Origin of the sequence: Qipengyuania pelagi (assembly GCF_009827295.1) — a bacterium.
GTDB classification, from domain to species: domain Bacteria; phylum Pseudomonadota; class Alphaproteobacteria; order Sphingomonadales; family Sphingomonadaceae; genus Qipengyuania; species Qipengyuania pelagi.
In genome coordinates this window covers 88111-111098 of sequence record NZ_WTYD01000001.1, presented here as the reverse complement: position 1 = coordinate 111098, position 22988 = coordinate 88111, and the positions used below count along the sequence as shown (strand labels likewise).

The 22988-nt window shown below is 64.9% G+C and carries 22 protein-coding genes; 11 read left to right on the top strand and 11 right to left on the bottom strand.

The window, feature by feature from the left end; translation table 11 throughout:
* Nucleotides 1–3 precede the first annotated feature (3 nt).
* Entirely contained in the window at nt 4–1092 is a 1089-nt protein-coding gene (locus GRI47_RS00560; RefSeq protein WP_160659478.1) for an isoaspartyl peptidase/L-asparaginase family protein, read from the bottom strand.
* 104 nt (nt 1093–1196) lie between these two features.
* Here GRI47_RS00560 and GRI47_RS00555 point away from each other — a divergent pair, with 104 nt between their 5' ends.
* Nucleotides 1197–2480, top strand: a complete 1284-nt coding sequence (locus GRI47_RS00555) for a mechanosensitive ion channel (RefSeq protein WP_160659477.1) — start codon at nt 1197–1199, stop codon at nt 2478–2480.
* Between the two features lie 87 nt (nt 2481–2567).
* On the opposite strand, the gene GRI47_RS00550 is transcribed toward GRI47_RS00555, so the two are convergent.
* Entirely contained in the window at nt 2568–3569 is a 1002-nt protein-coding gene (locus GRI47_RS00550) for a zinc transporter ZntB (RefSeq protein ID WP_160659476.1), read from the bottom strand.
* 44 nt (nt 3570–3613) lie between these two features.
* A complete protein-coding gene (locus tag GRI47_RS00545) occupies nt 3614–4399 on the bottom strand; it encodes a hypothetical protein (protein WP_160659475.1) in 786 nt (261 codons plus the stop codon).
* Between the two features lie 200 nt (nt 4400–4599).
* Between GRI47_RS00545 and ispG the strand changes: the two genes are divergently transcribed.
* The 3 genes from ispG to GRI47_RS00530 all read left to right on the top strand — a co-directional run bounded on the left by ispG (nt 4600) and on the right by GRI47_RS00530 (nt 7157).
* Complete coding sequence (gene ispG, locus GRI47_RS00540) at nt 4600–5763, top strand: flavodoxin-dependent (E)-4-hydroxy-3-methylbut-2-enyl-diphosphate synthase (RefSeq protein ID WP_160659474.1); 1164 nt, start codon at nt 4600–4602, stop codon at nt 5761–5763.
* A 45-nt stretch (nt 5764–5808) separates the two neighbouring features.
* Nucleotides 5809–6339 (top strand): retropepsin-like aspartic protease family protein, encoded by a 531-nt coding sequence (locus GRI47_RS00535; protein WP_160659473.1) that lies wholly within the window; start codon nt 5809–5811, stop codon nt 6337–6339.
* An 89-nt stretch (nt 6340–6428) separates the two neighbouring features.
* A complete protein-coding gene (locus GRI47_RS00530) occupies nt 6429–7157 on the top strand; it encodes a murein L,D-transpeptidase catalytic domain-containing protein (RefSeq protein ID WP_160659472.1) in 729 nt (242 codons plus the stop codon).
* Between the two features lie 28 nt (nt 7158–7185).
* Here the strand turns inward: GRI47_RS00530 and GRI47_RS00525 are convergent, their stop codons facing one another.
* Nucleotides 7186–8679: a L,D-transpeptidase family protein gene (locus tag GRI47_RS00525; protein WP_160659471.1), complete on the bottom strand. Its 1494-nt coding sequence runs from the start codon at nt 8677–8679 to the stop codon at nt 7186–7188.
* Nucleotides 8680–8888: 209 nt separating this feature from the next.
* Here GRI47_RS00525 and GRI47_RS00520 point away from each other — a divergent pair, with 209 nt between their 5' ends.
* Together GRI47_RS00520 and acnA are read left to right on the top strand one after the other, a co-directional pair.
* Nucleotides 8889–9764 carry a DMT family transporter gene (locus GRI47_RS00520; protein WP_160659470.1) on the top strand — a complete coding sequence of 292 codons (876 nt, stop codon included), beginning with the start codon at nt 8889–8891 and terminating at the stop codon, nt 9762–9764.
* A 154-nt stretch (nt 9765–9918) separates the two neighbouring features.
* A complete protein-coding gene (gene acnA, locus GRI47_RS00515; protein WP_160659469.1) occupies nt 9919–12594 on the top strand; it encodes an aconitate hydratase AcnA in 2676 nt (891 codons plus the stop codon).
* Nucleotides 12595–12735: 141 nt separating this feature from the next.
* Here acnA and GRI47_RS00510 read toward each other — a convergent pair whose 3' ends face one another.
* The 6 genes from GRI47_RS00510 to ruvA all read right to left on the bottom strand — a co-directional run bounded on the left by GRI47_RS00510 (nt 12736) and on the right by ruvA (nt 16911).
* A complete protein-coding gene (locus GRI47_RS00510; RefSeq protein ID WP_160659468.1) occupies nt 12736–13938 on the bottom strand; it encodes an MYXO-CTERM sorting domain-containing protein in 1203 nt (400 codons plus the stop codon).
* A gap of 221 nt (nt 13939–14159) precedes the next feature.
* The gene (ruvB, locus tag GRI47_RS00505) at nt 14160–15197 is read right to left on the bottom strand and encodes a Holliday junction branch migration DNA helicase RuvB (protein WP_160659467.1); all 1038 of its coding nucleotides are present in this window, start codon (nt 15195–15197) and stop codon (nt 14160–14162) included.
* Nucleotides 15187–15489, bottom strand: coding sequence for a type II toxin-antitoxin system RelE/ParE family toxin (locus tag GRI47_RS00500; RefSeq protein ID WP_160659466.1), 303 nt, complete (start codon nt 15487–15489; stop codon nt 15187–15189). Before GRI47_RS00500 ends, ruvB begins: the two co-directional genes overlap by 11 nt.
* Nucleotides 15482–15742: a type II toxin-antitoxin system ParD family antitoxin gene (locus GRI47_RS00495; protein WP_160659465.1), complete on the bottom strand. Its 261-nt coding sequence runs from the start codon at nt 15740–15742 to the stop codon at nt 15482–15484. Before GRI47_RS00495 ends, GRI47_RS00500 begins: the two co-directional genes overlap by 8 nt.
* Before the next feature lie 48 nt (nt 15743–15790).
* A complete protein-coding gene (locus GRI47_RS00490; RefSeq protein ID WP_202387121.1) occupies nt 15791–16300 on the bottom strand; it encodes a DsrE family protein in 510 nt (169 codons plus the stop codon).
* 11 nt (nt 16301–16311) lie between these two features.
* On the bottom strand, nt 16312–16911 hold the full coding sequence (gene ruvA / locus GRI47_RS00485; RefSeq protein ID WP_160659464.1) for a Holliday junction branch migration protein RuvA: 600 nt from the start codon (nt 16909–16911) through the stop codon (nt 16312–16314).
* Between the two features lie 541 nt (nt 16912–17452).
* On the opposite strand from ruvA, the gene GRI47_RS00480 reads away from it, so the two are divergent.
* The 3 genes from GRI47_RS00480 (at nt 17453) to GRI47_RS00470 (ending at nt 19528) form a co-directional block, all read left to right on the top strand.
* On the top strand, nt 17453–17758 hold the full coding sequence (locus GRI47_RS00480; RefSeq protein WP_160659463.1) for a hypothetical protein: 306 nt from the start codon (nt 17453–17455) through the stop codon (nt 17756–17758).
* Nucleotides 17759–17876: 118 nt separating this feature from the next.
* Nucleotides 17877–18944, top strand: a complete 1068-nt coding sequence (gene aroC, locus GRI47_RS00475; RefSeq protein WP_160661219.1) for a chorismate synthase — start codon at nt 17877–17879, stop codon at nt 18942–18944.
* The gene (locus tag GRI47_RS00470) at nt 18935–19528 is read left to right on the top strand and encodes a ferric reductase-like transmembrane domain-containing protein (RefSeq protein ID WP_160659462.1); all 594 of its coding nucleotides are present in this window, start codon (nt 18935–18937) and stop codon (nt 19526–19528) included. Before aroC ends, GRI47_RS00470 begins: the two co-directional genes overlap by 10 nt.
* Here the strand turns inward: GRI47_RS00470 and GRI47_RS00465 are convergent.
* Nucleotides 19518–20033, bottom strand: a complete 516-nt coding sequence (locus GRI47_RS00465) for a ComEA family DNA-binding protein (RefSeq protein ID WP_160659461.1) — start codon at nt 20031–20033, stop codon at nt 19518–19520. The genes GRI47_RS00470 and GRI47_RS00465 overlap by 11 nt on opposite strands.
* 243 nt (nt 20034–20276) lie before the next feature.
* On the opposite strand from GRI47_RS00465, the gene ahpC reads away from it, so the two are divergent.
* Nucleotides 20277–20843: an alkyl hydroperoxide reductase subunit C gene (gene ahpC / locus GRI47_RS00460; protein WP_160659460.1), complete on the top strand. Its 567-nt coding sequence runs from the start codon at nt 20277–20279 to the stop codon at nt 20841–20843.
* A gap of 278 nt (nt 20844–21121) precedes the next feature.
* The gene (ahpF, locus tag GRI47_RS00455; RefSeq protein WP_160659459.1) at nt 21122–22711 is read left to right on the top strand and encodes an alkyl hydroperoxide reductase subunit F; all 1590 of its coding nucleotides are present in this window, start codon (nt 21122–21124) and stop codon (nt 22709–22711) included.
* The last annotated feature ends 277 nt before the right edge of the window (nt 22712–22988 follow it).

Here is a 22988-nt window from a genome sequence, read left to right as displayed (position 1 = left end):
GCTTCACTCGGTTTCCTCACCGAAGATCGCCACCTCGCTGATGCCTTCGCTCGTCGCGCGGCCGCGATACATGCCGGATGTGTTGAAGCTGTAAATCGCTGCGCCCGAGGGGGCGACGACGATCACGCCGCCATCGCCGCCGAGATCGGCGACCTCGTCCAGAACCGCATCGGACACACGCTGGACAAGCGCGTCGGTGAGCTGGACATCGCCGCCCGTCTCGCTCTCGTCGGCAAGGTCTTCGAGCGAGGTTTCGCTCGACAGCCGCAGCCGCGTGCAGATTTCCTGCGCCACGCCGACGCGGATGAAATATTCGCCCCAGCCGGTGGCGGAGACCGCGCAGCTGCGATTGTCGGCATAGGTGCCCGCGCCGATCACCGGGGCATCGCCGATCCGACCCCAGCGCTTGCCGGTCATGCCGCCCGTGGAGGTGCCCGCGGCGAGATTGCCCGCCATGTCGAGCGCGACGGCCCCGACCGTGCCGAACTTGCGGTCCACATCCAGCGCGGAGACCTGCTCCGCCTTCATCCGCTCCAGCGCCTCGCGCCGCGCATCGGTGGCGAACCATTCGGGGCCTGCAGTCTCCAGCGCATGGTCGCGAGCGAACTGCTCCGCGCCCGCCCCGCTCAGAAAGACATGGCGGCCATCGGCCATCACTTCGCGCGCCAGCCGGATCGGGTTCTTCACGCTGGTGACCCCCGTCACCGCGCCCGCCGAACGATCGCGTCCGTCCATGACCGCCGCATCCAGCTCGTTGCGCCCATCCCAGGTGAACACCGCGCCGCGCCCGGCATTGAACTTGGGATCGTCCTCCAGCCGCACGATCACCGCCTCGACCGCATCCATCGCCGCGCCGCCATTACGCAAAACCTGCGCGCCAGCATCGAGAGCGGCCTGCAAGGCTGCTTCATACTCCGCCTCGCGCTCGGGCGTCATCGCATCGCGGGTCAGCGTGCCCGCACCGCCATGGATTGCCAGCGACCAGCGCGGCTCGGGCGAAGACGCATCCTGCGCGACAAGTGGCGGAGATAATGCACAGAACGCGAGAAGGGCGGTGAGCGAGGCGGCGATGCGGGCGGGCGTTCGGGTCATTCCTGTCGGATAGCACGCGGAACCGTGCGGTGCATCCGCGCATTTCAAATCCGGGGATCGAGGCGAAAAACGCACGTCCTCGCATGAAAATCAGGGGAACAGCCATGCAAGTCGGAAGATACCGCTACGATCAGGACGTCGCGATGATGCTGCTCGAAAGAGTTGGTCTTGCGCTCGTCGTATTACTCGTCACCTGGGCCTTGGCGAAAGCTGCCAAATGGGCCTTCGCCAAGCTAGTCGACAATATCGGTTTCTTCCAGCGTGGGACCGGAACCGGATCTTCGCTGGGTGAATCGCTCGGCAAGATCGTAGGCCTCGTCATCTGGCTGTTCGGCCTGCTCATCATCCTCACCGTCCTCGGCCTCGGCTCCGTCGCCGGACCGATCGACAGCCTGCTCGAAAACTTCATCGAATTCGTTCCGCGCCTGGTCGGTGCGGGCCTGATCTTCTTCATCGGCATGATGGTGGCGCGCATCGTTCGCGACATCGTGCAGACGACGTTGCAGACTGTCGATTTCGACAAATGGGCCAATCGCGGCGGCGTCGAAACCGTCACCGGCAACCACGCCATAAGCAAGACAATCGCCACGATAGTCTATGCGCTGATCGTGATCTTCGTCGCGATCATGGCCCTCGACGTGCTGGACATCCGGGCGATCAGCGAACCGGCTTCGGACATGCTGCGCATGATCTTCAACGCCATTCCGAACATCATCGGCGCCGCGATCCTGCTCGGCATCGGCTATCTCATCAGCAAGTTCGTGGTTCAGATCCTGAAGGAAGTGCTGCCCGGCCTCGGCGTCGACCGGGCGCTGGCGGAAACGGGCATGGTCGGATCGTCCACCACCGCTTCGGGCATCATCGCCCGCGTGGTGCAGGTCGCGATCATCCTGTTCTTCGCGATCGCGGCGACGCGGCTGCTGGGCTTTGCCGAACTGACCCGCATCCTCGACCAATTGCTCGAACTGGGCGGACGCGTGATCTTCGGCGCGGTGGTGATCGCCTTCGGCTTCTTCATCGCCAATCTGCTGGCACGCCTCATCGCCGGGGACAGCCGCAACGAGAGCGGCGAGGGCACTGCGGCGCTGATCGTCAAATGGGCGACCATCGTGCTGTTCGTGTTCATGGGCCTCCAGTTCACCGGCATCGGCGGAATGATCCCCGGCACCGCGCTGACGATCCTGATCGCGGGCGTATCGGTGGCCTTCGCTCTCGCCTTCGGGCTCGGCGGGCGCCAATGGGCGGCGCGAAAGCTCGAGGAGATGGACGACAGCATCGCCAATGCCTCGGCGGGCGAAACGTCGGTCACCTCGACGAAGACCGGCAGCGCGGCCAGCAGGCCCGCCGCCGCGCCGACCGACGACGATCCCCTGCCCCCCGGCGCGTGATCGTCCTGACACGACACGAAGCGGCGCGCAGGCTCGACCTTCGCGCCGCTTTTCTTTCAGGCGATAGTCTCGTCCCCGTCCCGCCCGCTACAGCCAGCGCAGGCGCCGGAACACGGCGATCAGCCCCACCATCAGCAGGACGCACCCTGCGACCACGACCCAGAAGGCGCGCGGATCGTCCATGCCCGGCATCCCGCCGACATTGATGCCCAACAGGCCCGTCAGGAAGCCCAGCGGAAGGAAGATTCCCGCGACGATGGTCAGCATATAGGTCGCGTGCTCGCTCGATGCGGCGCTGCGCGAGCGGATCTCGTCCTGCAGGACCACGGCGCTTTCCTTGCTGATATCGATATCGTCGAGATAGCGACGCAGCCGCGCGATGCTCTCGGCGATCTCGCGGCGGTCATGGTCTTCGAACCAGCGGGGCGCATCGCGGCTGATCTGCTCCAGCGCCTCGTGCTGCGGCGCCATGTGGCGCTTGAGGCCGAGGCAGTTGCGCCGGATCATCGAGATCTGCTTCAGCATCGATTCGGCCATCTCCTCGGGATCGGTCTCTTCCAGCTGGTCGAGCACCTCGTTCATGTCGACGATCGACTGGCTCATCCGCCCGATCAGCAGTTCGGCGAGCAGCGTGATGGTGGCACCAGCGTCCGGCGGCCCGCTGCCCCGGTCGATCTGCGCCAGCACCTCGCGCGGCGTCTGCAAGGGGTGGCGCCGCAAGGTTATCAGGCGGTCTCCATCCGACCAGGCCTGCATCGAGATCATGTCTTCCGGCTCGGCACCGGGGTTGAAATTGATGCCTCGCAACGTCGCGACCAGCGTATTGCCTTCACGAAACGCGCGCGGCCGCGTCTCGTCGCTGGTCAGCAGTTCGGCGGTCGGTTCGGGAATCTCGAGCGCGCTTTCGAGCCATTCCTGAACGCCCGGACGGTTGCGGCACAGATGCAGCCACAGGACTTCGCCCGGCGCGGCCTTCCGCCATGTCTTCGCCTCGGCCCACAGGATCGGGCGCCCGCCCCCTTTCCCGTCGAGGACGCGGCCGAACAGCAGCGGGGTATCGGTTTCGGTATCGTCGGTCTGAACAGGCATTTGCCGGTCATGACGCGGATCGCCGCGTTTGGGAATGGGTTCGCTCAGGCGGTGCGGGCAACGGGCATCAAAGCGGGGCTGTCGGCGCGCGTTTCGCGAGCGCCCGCTCCGGCACCGGCCTCTGCCCGCCAGCGCCGCCGCGCCGCGTCGTAGATCGCCACGGTGAACAGGAAGGCGAGGATGATCATGGCGAATTCGCCCGCGTCCTCGATAAACGCTTCCGCTTCGATCATCACATCGCTGTGCGTTCCGTAGCTCACCACCGCATCCTCGACCACGCCGAACATCGCGGTCGCGCCGATGCAGCCGACGATGATCAGCGAATTGAGCATCGAATCGATCCGCGCCCCGCGCAGCGCCAGGCCCAGCCCGGCGAGCCACAGCGTGCCGATCCCGGCGAACATCAGGGGTTCGCCCAGATGGTGCGCCGCGATCGGCAGGCTCTGCGGCAGGATCGGCGCTACCCAGAACCCGAAGGCTTCGTGGATTTCCAGCGCGTTATCCAGCGTCAGGATCACGAACAGGATCGCGTTGACGAGATAGAGAAGGGACCCGTCACGCCGCCACATGCGCAGCAGCATCACCGCCATCGCGATCATCAGCGCGTATTCGAGATATTCCCCGAAGCTGCGATCCTGCGAAAGCATGAAATCGCGCGGCAACAATGCCCCCGTCAGCTCGCCATAGCGGGTCGCGATGTCGAGCCCCACCAGCAGGCCGGCATAGGGCAGGATGAGCAGCGCGGCATGACGAAAGGCGGGCGAGCAGACCAGATCGCGCACCAAAGTCACGAAGTGGCGGGAGTGGCGGACGAGGTCGGAGTGCGTCATGGCGGAGCCTGCGTGTCGGGATATGCGGTCAAGCGATCGATCCGCCTGCCTAGCCCGATCGGGGCCGCAGCCCAGCCCGAATAGCGGCGTCTTTCCAATTCGGGACACACTGCGCGACAAGTCTTACCACCGTGCCGCGTCCCGCCACGCCATGCGATCCACGCCTTTAGTTCCGCCGCGATCCACCCTATAAGGGGCCCATGTCCTCTATCCGTCCCTGGCGCACCATAGAGCGCCGCCAATCGCGCCAGATCATGGTCGGCAATGTCGCCGTGGGCGGCGATGCGCCGATTTCGGTCCAGACCATGACCAACACGCCGACCGAAGATGTCGGCGCCACGCTCGACCAGATTCGCCGCTGCGAGGATGCGGGGGCGGATATCATCCGCGTCTCCTGCCCGACCGCAGAATCGACCGAACATTTCGACAGGATCACCAAGGCCGCGAAGGTCCCGATCGTCGCGGACATCCATTTCCACTACAAACGCGCGCTCGAAGCCGCCGACAAGGGCGCGGCGTGCCTGCGCATCAATCCTGGCAATATCGGCGACAGCAAGCGCGTGGCCGAAGTGGTGCGCGCCGCCAAGGCGAACGGGTGTGCCATCCGCATCGGCGTCAATGCCGGCAGCCTCGAAAAGGACCTGCTCGAAAAATACGGCGAGCCCTGCCCCGAGGCGCTGATCGAAAGCGCGCTCGACCATATCAAGCTTTTGCAGGACCACGATTTTCACGAATACAAGGTGGCGGTGAAGGCCAGCGACGTGTTCCTCGCGGTCGCCGCCTATCACGGCCTTGCCGAGGCAGTCGATTGCCCGCTCCATCTCGGCATCACCGAAGCGGGGGGATTGATCGGCGGGACGGTCAAAAGCTCGATCGGCCTCGGCAGCCTGCTCTGGGCCGGGATCGGTGACACGATCCGCGTCTCGCTCTCGGCAGAGCCCGAACGCGAGGTGAAGGTCGGCTTCGAAATCCTGAAAGCGCTCGGCCTCAGGACGCGCGGCGTGCGCGTGGTCTCCTGCCCCAGCTGTTCGCGCCAGGGTTTCGACGTGATCCGCACGGTCGAGGCGCTGGAAGCGCGGCTCGAACACATCAAGACGCCGATGAGCCTTTCGGTCCTTGGCTGCGTGGTCAACGGGCCGGGCGAAGCGCGCGAGACCGATATCGGGATCACCGGCGGCGGAGCGGGCAAGCACATGGTCTATCTGTCGGGCGTGACCGACCACCACGTCCAGTCCGACGACATGCTCGACCACATCGTCAGACTGGTCGAGGAAAAGGCCGCTCTGATCGAGGCGGGCGAGGCGAGCGCCTTCGATCCTCATGCCGGGCCCCAGGCCGCAAACCAACGCGAAGCCGCGGAATAACATCCTTAACGGCCTGCTAACCATGTCGGACTATACCCGGCAGTCATGCGGGAATCTGCCCTCCTCATAGTCGCGATAGCGGCCTTCATCGCCTCGGCCTTCGTGCCGGGCGGGCCGGTCGATACGGCGACGCATACGGAAGCCAGCGTCCCGGTCCCTGACGCGAACCTCGTCGGCGAACCCTCGCCGACACCGACCTATCTCGCACCGGGCGAAATCGCCGTGCCGCGCGCTGCCGACGGGCAATTCTACGCCGATGCGCGCGTCAACGATCGCGCGGTCCGCTTTCTGGTCGATACCGGAGCGACCGGCGTGGCGCTGACCGGTGACGATGCCCGCAATGCCGGTATCTTCTGGTCGCCGACCGATCTGCGGATCGTCGCCCATGGGGCCAGCGGCCCGGTCGAAGGCGTCAGAGTCGAGATCGAGAGGATTGCGCTGGGCGATCACGAGATCCGGGATCTGGAGGCGGTGATCGTCCCACAAGGCCTTCCGGTTTCCCTCCTGGGCCAGAGCTTCCTCACCGAAATGGGCGCGATGCGGATCGAAGGCGATCGCATGGTCCTGGGCGATTGAGCGCGTTTTCCCGGCGTTTCATCCGCATCTGTCGCGCCACACCCGGATCGTTCATGGCCCGGCCACGCCGAGGCTGCTAGGACACAAGCATGGCCCGAACACTTGATCGTCGCACCCTCATCAAGACCGCCGTCGCCGCCAGCGCGGCCTTCGCCGCGCCCGCTGCCCTCTCGGCCCAGACCGGCGGGACGGGCGAGCGCGATCGCAGACTGCTCGCGCTGGCACGCGAGGAGGTCGCGCGCGCGCTTGCGGGCGGTCATATCCCATGGCGTCGCGACATCGTGGGAATCGCCGATTTCGGCCTTCATTCCTCGCAGCGCCGCTTCCATTTCGTCGATATCGAGAACGATCGCGTGGCGAGCTATCACGTCAGCCACGGGACCGGCTCCGACAGCGAACATGACGGCTGGCTCAAGCGCTATTCGAATGTCGAAGGGTCCGAAGCGACCAGTCGCGGCGCCTATCTCACGCGCAGCTGGTATACCGGCCGCTACGGCACGTCGCTCAGGCTCGACGGCCTCGACCCGACCAATTCCAACGCCCTGCCGCGCGCGATCGTGATGCATCAGGCCAATTACGCGACGCCCGAACATGTCGAGCGTTGGGGGCGCCTGGGCCGCTCCAACGGGTGCCTCGCCATGGGGCCGGAACAGTTCGACCGCGCGCTGATCGACCTGTCGGGCGGCAGGCTCGTGGTGGCGGGAAGCTACGGTTTCGCGGAGGATGGCAGCATCGTCAGACCGCCGGTTATCCAGACCGATCTGCTGCGCAATGATCGCGGCGGCACCTTCGAACGGACCAATCCGGGCGTTTTCTAGCCCAGCCGGGTTCGCCGAGCGCCTGGGGTCAGGCCCCCGGCGCCTCGATCGGAATCACCTCTTCATCCTGCACCCGGCTGCGATTCGCCTTGCGCGGCGCATCGAAGCTGGCGAGCACGGCATCGTCGCGGCCGTAAATATCCTTGAAGGTCGCCATCTTCCCGTCGACGTCGCGCGCCATGGTGAAATAGGTGATGTAGACCGGCCATTGATTGCTGATCGGATAGGACGTGTATTCGCCCGAAGCGGCGATGTCCTGGACCTCCTGCTGGATGCCGGGAATGTCGTCCTTGCTCTGCATATTGCCGAGGATCGCCATCGTCATCGCCAGTTCGCGCGCACCCTGCACGCGGATGCACCCATGGCTGAGCGCACGCGCGTCCTGCGCGAACAAATGCCGCGAAGGGGTGTCGTGGAGGAAGATCGCGTGCCGGTTCGGCATGTCGAGCTTCATCAGGCCGAGCGAATTGGTCGGCCCCGGCTGCTGCACCACGGTCACGAAGCCGTTTTCGGCGCGTGTCGCCTTGTACCCGTTCTGGCGCGCCCAGGCCGGGTTGCCGAGCACGCGCGCGCCCAGCCCTTCGCCCTTCACGATCGATTGCGGCACCGTCCAGGTCGGGTTGAAGATCACGCCCTCGACCATTTCTGCCAGCTGCGGCGTCGCCGTGCTGCCCGGCTTGCCGACGATGGTGCGGTAATTCTTGATGATCTTGTCGTTCACCGTCAGCCGCAGCTGATATTCGGGGACATTGGTCATCAGATATTTCTTGCCGAGATCTTGCGGCAGCCAGCGCCAGCGATCCATGTTCGCCATGATCAGCTTGCGCTTCGCCGCGTTCGTCGCCGGAGTCTTGGCGAGTTCGGCCTTCAGCAGCGCGTAATCGGGATGCACCGGATCGAGCGCAGTCAGCGTGCCCGCGATGTCCCCGCTGGCGAGCGCACGTTCGAGCAGGATATGCGTCGGCATCCGGTCCGCATCGGGGTCCATCGCGAACCATTGCTTGCGCCCGTCCATCGGGGTGCGTCCGTCGCGCATATCCTCGACCAGCCAGACGAAGCGTTCGCTGGCGATCTGATTCAGCGCCGGGCCTTCTCCCTGCGCGATCGCGGCGGCCAGCGCCTCGCGCCCGTAATCCTTGGGCATCAGGCCTTCCGCGCCGATCCCGTCGATGAATTTCGCGAGCGCCTGTGCCTCGGCCAGCGACCATTCGCCGACCAGCGAGGGCACTTCCTGCACGACCTCGCCCGAAACCATCCGAACGTCGCCGAAGCTGTCGGCCACGCTCGGCTGCGCGGATGTGGGTTTGGGGGCGGGCGCCGGAGCGGGCGCAACCGGGCGCGGCTGCTTGGCCTGCAATTCGGTATAGTCGGGCAAGGCGCGCTCGACCTTGGCGGGTTCGGGAGGAAGCAGGTTTTCCGGCCCGCTCGACTGCACGCCATTCGACTGCGCAACCGCGCCATTCGACGCGACGGCGAACGCCGCCAGGGCGATTCCCGCCGCACCTGCCTTCAGACCACGCATACCCATCATCTTCACCACGTCTTCACCACCGTATCCTGTGCCCCGGCCCCATCAGCCCCCAGCGTCTTTCGACAAAGAAGCGACTGTTCAGCCCGGGCATTGCGCAACAACGCCTTATAGCTCGTTTCTCCGCTTCTCTCCACTGTCATGGCTTTCTGGCGGCTGAATTCGGACTTGCCCGGCCCGGCCATCGGTCCCATCGGCGGCTCATGTCGTCCCCCCCTTCCATTCGCCCGATCCTGGCGGCGCTGCTGGGGGTTGCGGCGTTTTCGCTGATGGACGCTTTCATGAAGGGGGCCTCGCTCGCGATCGGTGCCTACAGCGCGGCCCTGCTGCGGTCGGCACTGGGAGTGTGCCTGATCGCGCCGGTCTGGCTCGCGCGGGGCGGACGCTGGCCTGCGCCTCGGGCGCTGCGCTTCCATCTGGTGCGCGGTGTCGTCTCCGCCTTCATGGCGCTCAGCTTCTTCTTCGCGCTGACCCGGCTTCCGCTCGCCGAGACCATCGCGATCTCCTTCTTCGCGCCGATCCTCTCGCTCTATCTGGCGGCGATCGTCCTCAAGGAGACCATCCGCCCCGGCGCCATCGTGGCCGGCCTGTTCGGATTGGCGGGGACATTGGTGATCGTGGGCGGCAGGATCGGACGCGAGGCGCTGGATGACGGGGCGGCGGCAGGCCTCGCGGCGATCCTGTTTTCCGCGCTCCTCTACGCCTACAATCTGATCCTCGCGCGGCAGCAGGCGCAACATGCGGGGCCGCTCGAGATCGCGAGCTTTCACAGCGGCGTCGGCGCGCTGGTGCTGGCAGTTGCGGCCCCGTGGCTGCTCGTCCTGCCGGATATGCCGACGCTCGGCGCGATCGGTGCCGCATCGCTCCTGACCGTGATAGCGGCCGCCCTGCTGGGCTGGGCCAATGCGCGCGAGGAGGCGCAGGTCCTCGTCGCGATGGAATATTCGGGATTTCTATGGGCCGCCCTGTTCGGCTGGCTGTTCTTTGCCGAAACCGTCACGCCGACCGTGCTTATGGGCACACTGCTGATCGTGATCGGCTGCGCGATCGCGACGCGGCGATCCCCGCGGCCTCGTTGATGTCCCGGCCCAAAATTCGTCCCGATGGTGGTGATCGGGACTTTGCCCCGTCGCGCGCTTGCATTTTCGCCGCTTTTCGCCCACCTGCGCCATACATTTCCGCCTCCCCGCCCGATGGCCGGGTGAAGGCTCCGCACAGAAAGGATCAGCCCGCATGACCCAGGTCGGCAAGGACACGCTCGATACCCGCACAACCCTCACCGTCGGTGGCAAGGAATACGCCTATTATTCCTTCGACAAGGCGGCGGAGAAACTGGGCGACGTGTCGCGCCTGCCCTTCAGCCTGAAAGTGCTGCTCGAAAACATGCTGCGGTTCGAAGATGGCGGCTTCACCGTCTCGACCGACGATGCGCAGGCGATCGCGGACTGGCAGAAGAACCCGGTCACCGGCAAGGAAATCCAGTACCGCCCGGCGCGCGTCCTCCTGCAGGATTTCACCGGCGTTCCCTGCGTGGTCGATCTCGCCGCGATGCGCGATGCGATTGCAAAGCTCGGCGGGGATACCGCCAAGATCAATCCGCAGGTTCCGGTCAACCTCGTCATCGACCACTCGGTGATGGTGGACGAATTCGGCCATCCCAAGGCGATGGAACAGAACATGGAACTCGAATACGCCCGCAATGCGGAGCGGTACGACTTCCTCAAATGGGGCTCGAAGAGCTTCGAGAACTTCTCCGCCGTGCCTCCGGGCACGGGCATCTGCCACCAGGTGAACCTGGAATATATCGGCAAGGGCGTCTGGTCGACCAACGATCCCGATGGCAACGCCGTCGCCTATCCCGACACCTGCGTCGGGACCGACAGCCACACCACCATGATCAACGGGTTGGGTGTGCTCGGCTGGGGCGTCGGCGGGATCGAGGCGGAAGCGGCCATGCTCGGCCAGCCGATCTCGATGCTGATCCCCGAAGTCGTCGGCTTCAAGCTGGAAGGCGCGCTGGCCGAAGGCGTGACCGCGACCGACCTCGTGCTGACCTGCGTGCAGATGCTGCGCGAAGTGGGCGTGGTGGGCCGCTTCGTCGAATTCTACGGTCCGGGCGTCTCCAACCTGAGCCTCGCCGATCGCGCCACCATCGCTAATATGGCGCCCGAATACGGCGCGACCTGCGGCTTCTTCGGCATCGATGAGAAGACGCTGGAATATATGCGCCTGACCGGCCGTGACGAAAGCACGATCGAGCTGGTCGAAGCCTATTCCAAGGCGCAGGGTATGTGGTTCACGCCCGAGAACGAGCCGATCTTCACCGACACGCTCGAACTCGACATGGCCAAGGTCGTCCCCAGCCTCGCCGGGCCCAAGCGCCCGCAGGACAAGGTCGCGCTTCCCCAGGTCGACGAGCTGTTCAACAGCGATCTCAAGAGCGTCTACGGCAAGGACGAGCCGCGCCGCGTCGCGGTCGAGGGCAAGGACCACGATGTCGGCGATGGCGACGTGGTAATCGCCGCGATCACCAGCTGCACCAACACCTCCAACCCCGACGTGCTGATCGCCGCCGGTCTGGTGGCGCAGAAGGCCAATGCCAAGGGCCTGAAGCCCAAGCCCTGGGTCAAGACCAGCCTCGCGCCGGGATCGCAGGTGGTCACCGACTACCTCGTCAAGTCCGGCCTCCAGACCGATCTCGACGCGCTCGGCTTCGACCTCGTCGGATACGGCTGCACCACCTGTATCGGCAATTCCGGCCCGCTCGCCACGCCGATCAGCCAGGCGATCAACGGCAACGATCTCGTCGCCGCCAGCGTCCTGTCGGGCAACCGCAATTTCGAAGGCCGCGTCTCGCCCGACGTGCGCGCCAACTTCCTCGCCTCGCCCCCGCTCGTGGTCGCCTATGCGCTCAAGGGCACGGTGACCGAGGACATCACCACGACCCCGATCGGCCAGGACCGTGAAGGCAATGACGTGATGCTGGCCGATCTGTGGCCCACGAATCAGGAAGTGGCCGACCATCGCGCCGCCAATATCGATCGCGAGATGTTCGTGAGCCGCTATGCCAATGTGTACGAGGGCGACGAGCACTGGAAGGCGGTCAAGGTCGAGGCGTCGGACACCTATCGCTGGAACCCGACCAGCACCTATGTCGCCAGCCCGCCCTATTTCGACGGCATGAGCATGACGCCCGCGCCGGTCACCGACATCGTGGATGCGAAGCCGCTGGCGATCCTGGGCGATTCCACCACGACCGACCACATCAGCCCGGCCGGTTCGATCAAGGAAGACAGCCCGGCGGGCACCTATCTGCGCGAGCATCAGGTCGCGAAGGCGGACTTCAACAGCTACGGTTCGCGCCGCGGCAACCACGAAGTGATGATGCGCGGCACCTTTGCCAATATCCGCATCCGCAACGAGATGGTCCCCGGCGTCGAAGGCGGTGTGACGACCTATAACGGCGAACAGATGTCGATCTACGACGCGGCGATGAAGCACAAGGAAGACGGCACGCCGCTGGTCGTCATCGCCGGCAAGGAATACGGCACCGGCTCCAGCCGCGACTGGGCGGCGAAGGGCACGATCCTTCTGGGCGTGCGCGCGGTCGTGGTCGAAAGCTACGAGCGTATCCACCGCTCCAACCTCATCGGCATGGGCGTCCTCCCGCTCCAGTTCGCAGCAGGCGATACCCGCAAGACGCTGGGCCTCGGCTCTGACGACAGCTTCACGGTCAAGGGCCTCGCCGATCTGACGCCGGGCCAGGATGTCGAGGTCGAAGTGACGCGCGCCAATGGCGAGACCTTCACCTTCACCGCCAAGTGCCGGATCGATACCGCGAACGAAATGGAATATTACCGCAATGGCGGTATCCTCCATTACGTGCTGCGCAAGCTCGCCGCCGACTAAGCCAAACAAGACGGCCCGCCCTCGTATCGGGGGCGGGCCGGTCCAAACCGATCGCGATTAGAGATACGAAAAGGGCGGCCTTTCCAGATCGGAAAGGCCGCCCTTTTGGCGTCCCTGCGGGACGAGCGCGGGGTTAGCGGATCAGGCCGCGGCCTTCTTCGGCGCAATCTTGCGGCGGCGCAGCAGGGCGGCGGCAGCCAGACCGAACAGGACCATCATCGGCGGCGCGGGCACTTCGATGCCGCTGGTCGAGGTGGTGCTGCTGTTCGTGCTTGTATTGTCGCAATTGTCGTAGCCGTTGCAGCCGCTGGTCGAGGACGAGCTCGACGAGGATGTCGAGGAACTGGTCGAAGAGCTCGTGGACGAACTCGTCGAAGAGCTGGTGCTCGACGTGATGTCACCGGAGGTCGAGGTGCTTGTCGACGTCGATGTTGTGCTCGACTGATTCTGGTTCTGCTCCTGCCCCTGGTTCTGTCCCTGACCCTGGTTCTGATTCTGGTTCTGGTTGATATCACCCGAGCTGGTGACATTGCCGGAACTCGTCGAGGTCGAGGACGAGGTCGACACCTGTCCGGTGGAGGTCGACACCTGCCCGGTGGAGGTGGAAACCTGGCCGGTCGAGGTCGAGACCTGACCCGTCGAAGTCGACACCTGCCCCGTCGAGGTGGATGTGCTGGTCGAGACCTGGCCGGTCGAGGTCGAATTGTCGTTCGAATTCGAATTGTCGATATCGATGTTGATATCGCCGTCGAACCCGCTGGTCGACGTGGTCGTGGTCGTCGTGGTGGTGCTGCCCGGCTGATTGGTGCCGTCCTGCCCCTGATCCTGGCCTTGACCCTGATCCTGGTTCTGCGCGAGATTCACGACGACGCTCGTGCTGCCGCCACCGCTGGAGCCGAAGAACCCACCGAAGAAGCCGCCGCCGAAGCCGCCACCGCCGAAACCGCCTCCGACCGCCGGGATCGACCGGGCGGCGGTGCCGCCACCGGTCGCCAGCGGGCGCGCTTCAGGAAGCGGGGGGACGGGAACCGGGGCCAGCGCGGCGCGATAGACCGGCGGGCAGACATTCGCGCCCTGATAGGTCGCCTGCGGCGAGGTGGCGGGAACGCATTCGACCTGGCGCGGAATGACGCGGGCGGCACGCGGCGGCGGGGCCGGACGCGGAGCGCGTGGCGTTGCCTTGGCCTGCTTGATCATCCGGGGCTGCGTCTTCGCGCCCTTGATCGATTTGTAGCTGGGTGCGTCGGTCACCGGCTTTTCCGCGACATGCACCGCACCGCCGGCCAGCAGAGCACCGCCCGCGGCGGTGGCTGAGAGTTTCGCAAGAGCTGCTTTGACCGACATAGTTGTTTTCCTGCTCGCTTCCGGCTGGATCACCCATTCTGCGGGGCGGCCGGATCATTCGTGGATTCGCGTAATAGTAGTCGTACAAACTAAATGTAAATTTTCATTGCGAAAGCGAGTCCTGTCCCTGCCTCGTCCCGAAACGGGACCGGGACGAGCGAAGGTCTTAATCCCGCGCGCCCCCACACCGCATATCGCCGGCAACACCGCGCCGCCGCTACCTATCCTTCGTCATCGAACATATCGCCCTGCGATCGCTGGCCCGCCACCGGCGGCGTGAGCCCGAGATGCGCCCAGCCGCCATCGTTGAGGCAGCGCCCGCGCGCCGTGCGGGCGATCAGGCCGAGCTGGATGAGGTAGGGCTCGATCACCTCTTCCACCGTATCGCGCGGCTCGCTCAGTCCGGCGGCCAGCGTCTCCACCCCCACCGGCCCACCCTTGTAGGTCGTGCCGATCATGGTGAGATAGCGCCGGTCCATCGCATCGAGGCCGAGCGAATCGACCTCCAGCCGGGTCAGCGCATCGTCCGCGACCTGCGTTGTCACGGTATCCTCGCCGAGCACGTGGGCGAAATCGCGCACGCGGCGCATCAAGCGCCCTGCGACGCGCGGAGTTCCACGCGAACGGCGGGCGATCTCGCGCGCGCCGCCCTCGTCTATCCCCATGCCGAGCAGCCCCGCCCCGCGCGTGACGACGCGCAGCAGCTCGTCCTCGGTGTAGAAATTGAGCCTGACCGGAATGCCGAAGCGATCGCGCAGGGGAGTCGTCAGAAGGCCCTGCCGCGTGGTCGCGCCGACGAGGGTGAAAGGCGGCAGGTCGATCCGAACGCTGCGCGCAGACGGCCCCTCGCCGATGATGATGTCGAGGGCGCGGTCCTCCATCGCTGGATAGAGCACCTCCTCGACCACCGGATTGAGGCGATGGATCTCGTCGATGAAGAGGACGTCATTGGGTTCGAGGTTGGTCAGCAATGCGGCCAGATCGCCCGCCTTGGCGATGACCGGGCCGGAGGTGGCGCGAAATCCGACGCCCAATTCCTTTGCGACGATCTGCGCCAGCGTGGTCTTGCCGAGCCCCGGAGGCCCGAAGAACAGCACATGGTCCATCGCCTCCCCCCGCGCCTTCGCCGCCTCGACGAACACGCGCAGATTCTCGCGCGCCGCCTTCTGCCCGACGAATTCGGCGAGCGATTTGGGGCGCAGGGCCGCGTCCGGGTCTTCCGGTTGGCGGGTGGGGGACAGATCGGGATTAGTCGCCATGAACCATGCTCCGGCGGACCTGGCGCGCGTAATGAAGAATGCGCTGGATCAGCACTTCGTCCTCCGATGCACGATAATATATGCGATGGCTTCCATAGCGGTAGGATCGTGATCCGGCTCTCAAATCGTCGCGGACCACGCCGATGCCGGGATGTTCTCCCAAGCGTACGAACGCCTCCCGCAACCCCGCGAGATATTTGGACGTCTGCTCTCTTCCGAATGTTGCGAAGCTGAATTCCTCGATCGCCAGCAAATCCTGTAACGCCAATTCGGTCAGACGTATCTCAACCACCGGCAGTCTGGCGCTGCGATATCAGCCTGTCGATCAGATCAAGCGCATTGACGTCCGACACGCCGGACGCTTCGCCCGCTTCGATGGCCGAACGCAGCTTCGCGGTATCTTCCTCCCACCGCAAAGCCGAATCCTGATCCCGCCTGATCAGATCGCGAACGTAATCTGCCGCATCGGCATGGCGTCCTTCGGCCAGCCGCGTTTCGATCCAGTTCTCCAGATCGGGAGGGAAGGTGAAGTTCATTTCGCCCATAGATGCACTCTAATTCAATTTAAGGCCTCGACCAAGCCGACACGCCTCTCAAAACGGGTTCACCGTATAGCCGCGCTGTTGCAGCAGGGCGTGGGCGGTCATGGCGGAGAGGGCCATTTCGACGCCGGGGATCAGGTCTTCCTGCGCGATGCCCTGCCCCGCCGCGCTCTGGCCGCAGACGATGAAGCGCACCCCGTAATCCAGCAAGTGTTCGACCATCGCGCGCGAGGGATTGTCCGCGCTCGCCAGCAGGTCCTTCACCGCGCCGCCATGGACCACCACGGCGATGCGGATATTCTCCGGATCCACGCCTAGCGATGCGTGCATGTTGATGAAGCGCGCGGCGCTTTCGAAGCCGCGATTGCGGGTATCGTCATCCGCCGGTCTCGCCACATCGAAGGCGACTGCGAATTCCGCGTCCTGCGGCACATGGTCGATCCCCTCGACCGGATAATGCGGGCCGAACTCCTCGAAGATCGGGCCGTAGCGGACCTCAGGTTCCTGCGCGGCGAGGGGCGCCGCCAGCATCGCGCCCAGAATTGCCAGCATCATACGCATATCGCCACTCCTCACCCTGCCGCTTTCTTCAACGCAACCCGGATCAATTCGCCCTCGCCCGCATCATCACCCAACTCGCCCTGGGCCAGCGCCACCGCACGGGCCGCGACCGCGGGCTTGAAGCCGAGATTTTCAAGCGCGCTGACGGCATCGGCGCTGGCGCCGCCCTTCGGCGCGGCAACCGCCCCGCCCGCTCCGCCGCCCGGCAGCGCCCCGGCCTTGTCCTTCAGCTCGTTGACGATCCGCCCGGCTAGCTTCGGCCCGACCCCGTTCGCGCGCGCCACCATCGCCGCATCGCCATTGGCGCAGGCCGATTGCAATTCGCCTGCCGAGAGCGCCGACAGGATCGCGAGCGCCACCTTGCTCCCCACGCCCTGAACCTGCGTCAGAAGCCGGAACCAGTCCCGCTCCGCCCCGTCGGCGAAACCCAAGAGCCGCATATCGTTCTCGCTGACCTGTAGATCGGTAAAAACCGTGCAGGCCTCGCCCCGCTCACCCAGCTGGCTGAGCGTGCGCGCCGAACAATGGACGAGATAGCCGACGCCGCCGACATCGATGACCGCCCAGTCGGCGCCGGTCTCGTCGAGGAGTCCTTTCAATTTGGCAATCATGGCGTGTGCTTGCCCGAGCGAGAACCCCTTGGGAAGCCTACAGCTGGCCGTATTCGAGAAACAGCTTCTCCTCTCCCGCCGATGCGTGGGTTGCGCGAGCGAGCCCCAAATCCTAGCTCAAAGACATGGCGCGCCTGTTTCCCCTCACCTTCCGAATGGCCATCCTGGCTGTTTTGGCGGTCATCGGACTTCAGGCGATGCCGGAGCGCCCGCTCCCCGTAACGCCTTATGACGGGTCCGCTTTCAGTGCCGATACGGCGCAGGTCACGCTTTCACCGCGCGCTGGCGTGGGAAGCGAATTGCGTGCTCTGCCCGCGCCGACACCGCCGGTCGAGCCGGTTTCAGGTGTCCTCGCACGACTGGCACCCACGATTGTCACGGCCCGGCCTCTCGACCATTTTTACCGCGCCACGGCACCGCCGCCCCCTTCGAGGATAGCGCTTGGCGACCCCTCTCCGCGTGGGCCTCCCCTTCCATCCTGACCAATCTCATCGTGTCCGCGTTGGCGGACGCTTCTCGTTGTTGTTTCAGGATTTTTCAAATGTCAGACACTGCCTACGATCCCGTGGCCCGCGGGACCGATCGTTTCGATGCGATCGAATGCCTCCTCGCGCGTTACCCCGATATCGACGGTTCGGAACAGGCGCAGCTCGAATTGTGGTTTCGCCGCGAAGCAAGCGCCTTCGAGATCGCCAGCATGGCGAGCAAGGACTCGGTGGCGGAAGGGTACCGCCGCTTTCGCGCCGATCACATCGATCGCTTCAAGCCAGTCGAACTCGTCGCGATCTTCGTGGTCTGCACTTTGGCCCTTTGCGGCCTGATCGCAGCGCTGGAGATTGGCGCATAATTTTGTGATGATTGGTCGATCGCCCCGTCTTGCTCGCACCCGGAAACGAAACCTTCTCTTTGCAAGCGCAAAGCTGCCGGGCGTGGACTTGACGCGGGCGATCGGCGACAGGGAAAGCATGAGCTGGAACACTTTCGGGCGCGTCTTGCGCTTCACGACCTGGGGCGAAAGCCATGGGCCCATGATCGGCGCCGTGGTGGACGGGTGCCCGCCGGGCCTCGCGCTGTCGGAAGCGGACATCCAACCCTTTCTCGACGCGCGCAAGCCGGGGCAGAACAAGTTCACCACGCAGCGGCAGGAGGCCGATCTGGTCCGCATCCTGTCGGGCGTGTTCGAGGGCAGGACGACCGGCACGCCCCTTTCCCTGATGATCGAGAACACCGATCAGCGGTCGAAGGATTATTCCGAGATCGCAAATACCTATCGCCCCGGCCATGCCGATTACGCCTATGACGCCAAATACGGTTTCCGCGACTATCGCGGTGGCGGGCGGTCGAGCGCGCGGGAAACTGCCAGCCGGGTCGCGGCGGGCGCGGTGGCGCGGCTGGTGATCCCCGAAGTGACGATCATTGCCTATGTCGCGGAAATCGGCGGGGATGCCGTGGACCCCGATAATTTCGACGCGGCGGAGATCCAGCGCAATCCTTTCTGGTGCCCCGATGCGGCAGCGGCGAAGCGTTGGGAGGGCTTGGTGGACGAGGCCCGCAAGTCCGGCTCCTCGTTCGGCGCGGTGGTCGAATGCGTGGCGACGGGTGTGCCCGCAGGCTGGGGCGCGCCGCTCTATGCCAAGCTCGACGCCGACCTCGCCGCCGGCATGATGGGGATCAACGCGGTCAAGGGCGTGGAGATCGGTGACGGGTTTGCCGCCGCGCGCCTGACGGGTGAAGAAAATGCCGATCCGATGCGGCCCGCCGAGGGCGGGACCGAATTCCTCGCCAATCACGCAGGGGGCATCGCGGGCGGCATTTCGACCGGCCAGCCGGTGCTGTGCCGCGTCGCCTTCAAGCCGACCAGTTCGATCCTGACCCCGGTCGACAGCGTGACGCGCGATGGAGAGGCGACGCAGGTTCGCACCAAGGGCCGTCACGACCCTTGCGTGGGCATTCGCGGCACGCCCGTGGTCGAAGCGATGATGGCGCTGGTGCTGGCCGATCACAAATTGCTCCACCGCGCGCAATGCGGATGACGCGCGGACGGCTGCTGTTATGGCTTGCGCTCGCCCTGCCTGGCCTGTGGTTCGGTTGGCAGTGGATCGCCACGCCCGAGAGCTACGGGTTCGGCCATGCGATCAAGGACAGCGGAGACTGGGCCGCGTGGCTATTGTTGCTGACGCTGGCGGTGACGCCGCTGCGATTGGCTTTCCGCCGTGCGCGCTGGACGCTGTGGCTGATGAAGCGGCGACGCGATTTCGGCGTGGCGAGCTTCGCCTATGCCGCGATCCACACTGCGATCTATCTCGTGGACAAGGCGTCCCTCACCGTCATTCTCGATCAGGCGACGGGGTGGGATCTCCTGACCGGCTGGCTCGCGCTGGCGATCTTCCTCCCCCTGGCGATCACCTCGAACGATCAATCGATGCGGGCGATGAAGCGCGGGTGGAAGCGGTTGCACAGGCTGGTGCATCCCGCCGCCGTGCTGGTGTTCGCGCACTGGGCGCTGACGGCGTTCGATCCGGTCACCGCCTATATCCATATCGGGATACTGGCCGCGATCGAGATCGCCGGATGGACGCTCAAGCGGCGCCCATCCGGCTCTCGCATTACAGCGTGACGTATTGGCGCAGGCGCGCGACTTCCGCCTCGTCGACATATTTGCCGATCTCGCGATCGAATTCCGCCATGTCGGCGTAGGGGCGATATTCCTCGAATTCGTGGATCATCCGGTCGGTCATGCCGGGGATCAGCGCGATATCCTCTTCGCTGGCGGTGTTCAGATTGATCGGCACGAAAACGCGCTCGCGGACCTGCGCGGCCTGCTCGGCAGACAGCGACTGCATCAGCACGGTGTTGAAGGCGGTGGCGCTGGCATAGGGCTGGCCGGCCACGACGGCTTGGGCGAGGTCCGGCGTCATCCCGGGAAGCGCGGCGAGCTGCTCGGCCGTGGCAGTGCTCGCATCGAGCACGGCGGCATCGGCAGGCGCTTCGGCGGTGGCAGGCTCCATCGCGGCGGGATCGGCTTCGGCCGTGGTCGCTGCGGTGTCTTCCGCCGGTTCTGAACAGGCGGCGAGCGAGAGCATGGATGCGGAAAGGGCGAGAGTGGCGAAAACTATGCGCATGGCGATTCCTTTTTTGCGAATGCCTCGCACTAGCGCCTAAATCGCGTGAACGAAACCGCTAATGGAGCGAATTTTTCGGGAGACTGTCCGCTTCCGCCCGCTCGCCGCCGTTGTTTTCGAAAGTTCCGGCTTGGTGATAGAAAATTTCGATGTTCGCAATCGCACATAATCGCTTTTGTGCGCTGCAACAGCGCCTATCTCTAACCCGTCAGTTTCACCCCAAACCATCAATGGAGAAGCCCAATGGGTATCATCGGAACCGAAATCAAACCGTTTACCGCCACCGCGTTCAAGGCCGGTGAGGATTTCTACGACGTCACGGATCAGGACGTGCGCGGCAAGTGGGCCGTGTTCTTCTTCTACCCGGCGGACTTCACTTTCGTCTGCCCGACCGAGCTGGAAGACCTCGGCGAGCATTACGAGATGCTTCAGAAGATCGACGTGGAAGTCTATGGCGTCAGCACGGACACGCATTTCAGCCACAAGGCCTGGCACGACACCAGCGAGAAGATCGGCAAGCTGAAATTCCCGTTCCTGGGTGACCAGAATCACAACCTCGCGCGCAATTTCGACGTGCTGCGCGAAGGCGTCGGCCTTGCCGACCGGGCGACCTTCGTGGTCGATCCCGATGGTGTGATCCAGCTTGTCGAACAGACCTGCGAAGGCGTTGGCCGCAATGCCAACGAACTGGTCCGCAAGATTCGCGCCGCCCAGTATGTCCGCGCCAATCCCGGCCAGGTCTGCCCCGCCGCGTGGGAAGAAGGCAAGGACACGCTCGCACCGTCGCTGGACCTTGTCGGCAAGATCTGAGTTGACGTTATAACCGCGCCCGCCCTTCCTCCGGCGGAGCGCGGACAGAGCCCGAGCCCTGCTCGGGTCGCTGGAAGGCCCGGGGCTCCCTCCCCCCTTCGCCCCGGGCCTTTTTCCATCCTCAACTCTTCTTCCTTCGCCCCCTCCGTCCTCGTCATTGCGAGGAGCCGAAGGCGACGAAGCAATCCAGGGCCGTAAAGGCCAACCCGGCCGTGGATTGCTTCGTCGCCCCCGAAGGGGCTCCTCGCAATGACGCCCATCCAGGAAGGTATCCCGCCATGCTCGACGCCACGATGACGCAGCAGCTTTCGACCTATCTCGCCAATCTGCGCGAGCCGATCGAACTCGTCGCTTCACTCGACGACAGCGCGAAATCGGACCAGACACGCGAACTGCTCAAGGAAATCGCCGCGCTCCATGACATGGTGAGCGCGCATTTCGACGGGACCGACGATCGCAAGCCGAGCTTCATCGTGCGCCGCGCCAGCGATGCGGAGAAATGGGTCCGCTTTGCTGGCCTGCCGATGGGCCACGAATTCACCTCGCTGGTGCTGGCCCTGCTCTGGGCGGGCGGCCATCCGCCCAAGGTCGATGCCGACCTGCTGGAACAGGTCCGCGGCCTCGAAGGCGATTTCCATTTCGAAATGTATTTCTCGCTTTCGTGCCACAACTGCCCGGATGTGGTACAGGCGCTGACGCTGATGGCGCTCGAAAATTCGCGCATCACCGCGACGCTGATCGAGGGCAGCACGTTCAAGGACGAGGTCGAGCGGCGTGAGATCATGGCGGTGCCCGCGACCTTCCTGAATGGCGAACCGTTCTATAACGGCAAGATGGAACTGGCCGAGATCCTCGCCAAGCTCGACACGGGCAGCGAGAAGAAGGCGGCAGACAAGATGTCCGCCAAGGAGCCGTTCGAGGTTCTGGTGGTCGGCGGCGGGCCTGCCGGTGCCGCGACCTCGATTTACACCGCCCGCAAGGGGTTCCGCACCGGCGTCGCGGCGGAACGCTTCGGCGGGCAGCTGCACGATACGCTCGGGATCGAGAACCTGCCCGGCACGCCCTATACCGAAGGGCCGAAACTCGCTGGCGAGCTGGAGCGCCATGTCGGCGAATACGATATCGACGTGATGAACCTCGCCAAGGCGGTGAAGCTGGTGCCCGCGAAAGAAGAGGGCGGCCTCCACACGGTCGAATTCGGCAATGGCGCCAAGCTCAAGACGCGCAGCCTCGTCCTTTCGACCGGAGCGCGCTGGCGCAATCTGGGGGTTCCGGGCGAAGCGGAATATCGCAACAAGGGCGTTGCCTATTGCCCCCATTGTGACGGCCCGCTGTTCAAGGGCAAGCGCATCGCGGTGATCGGCGGCGGCAATTCGGGTGTGGAAGCGGCGATCGACCTCGCCAAGATCGTCGGCCACGTGACGCTGATCGAATACGATTCGAAACTGCGCGCCGACGAGGTGTTGCAGAAGAAGCTCCGCAGCCTGTCCAATGTCGAGATCGTGACGAACGGCCAGACGACCGAAATCACCGGCGCGAACGGCAAGGTCGATGGTCTGGTGGTCAAGGACCGCGCCAGCGGCGAGGAGCGCCGCGTGGAGCTGGAAGGCGTCTTCATCCAAATCGGTCTCGTCCCCAACACCGAATGGCTGACGGATAGCGGGCTCGACCTTACGAAATTCGGCGAGATCGCGGTGGACGAGGAAGGCCGCACCAATATCCCCGGCGTGTTCGCGGCAGGCGACGTCACGACCGTTCCCTACAAGCAGATCGTCGTCGCCATGGGCGATGGCTCGAAAGCGGGCCTTTCCGCCTTCGACTATCTGATCCGCACCGAGCCTGTCGAAGACATCGCGCAGGCGGCGTGATCGGCCTCGCGCGTGCGGCTTCTGGATTGCCGCGGCGACTGCGTCGCCTCGCAATGACGAAATAGGAGGGAAACACCCCGTCTCGTCATTGCGAGCGGCGAAGCCGCGCGGCAATCCATAGCGATGCGCCGGAGGCTTTCGCGGCACCGCTCGCCTCACCCCACGATCGGCACAGCCAATCAATCCGACGCAATTAATCGATTGGACCCATCACGGGGTTCGGTGCATTCTTTTATCAGATGCTCGCGCCCACGCGTTGCGAGCTCGATTTTGCATC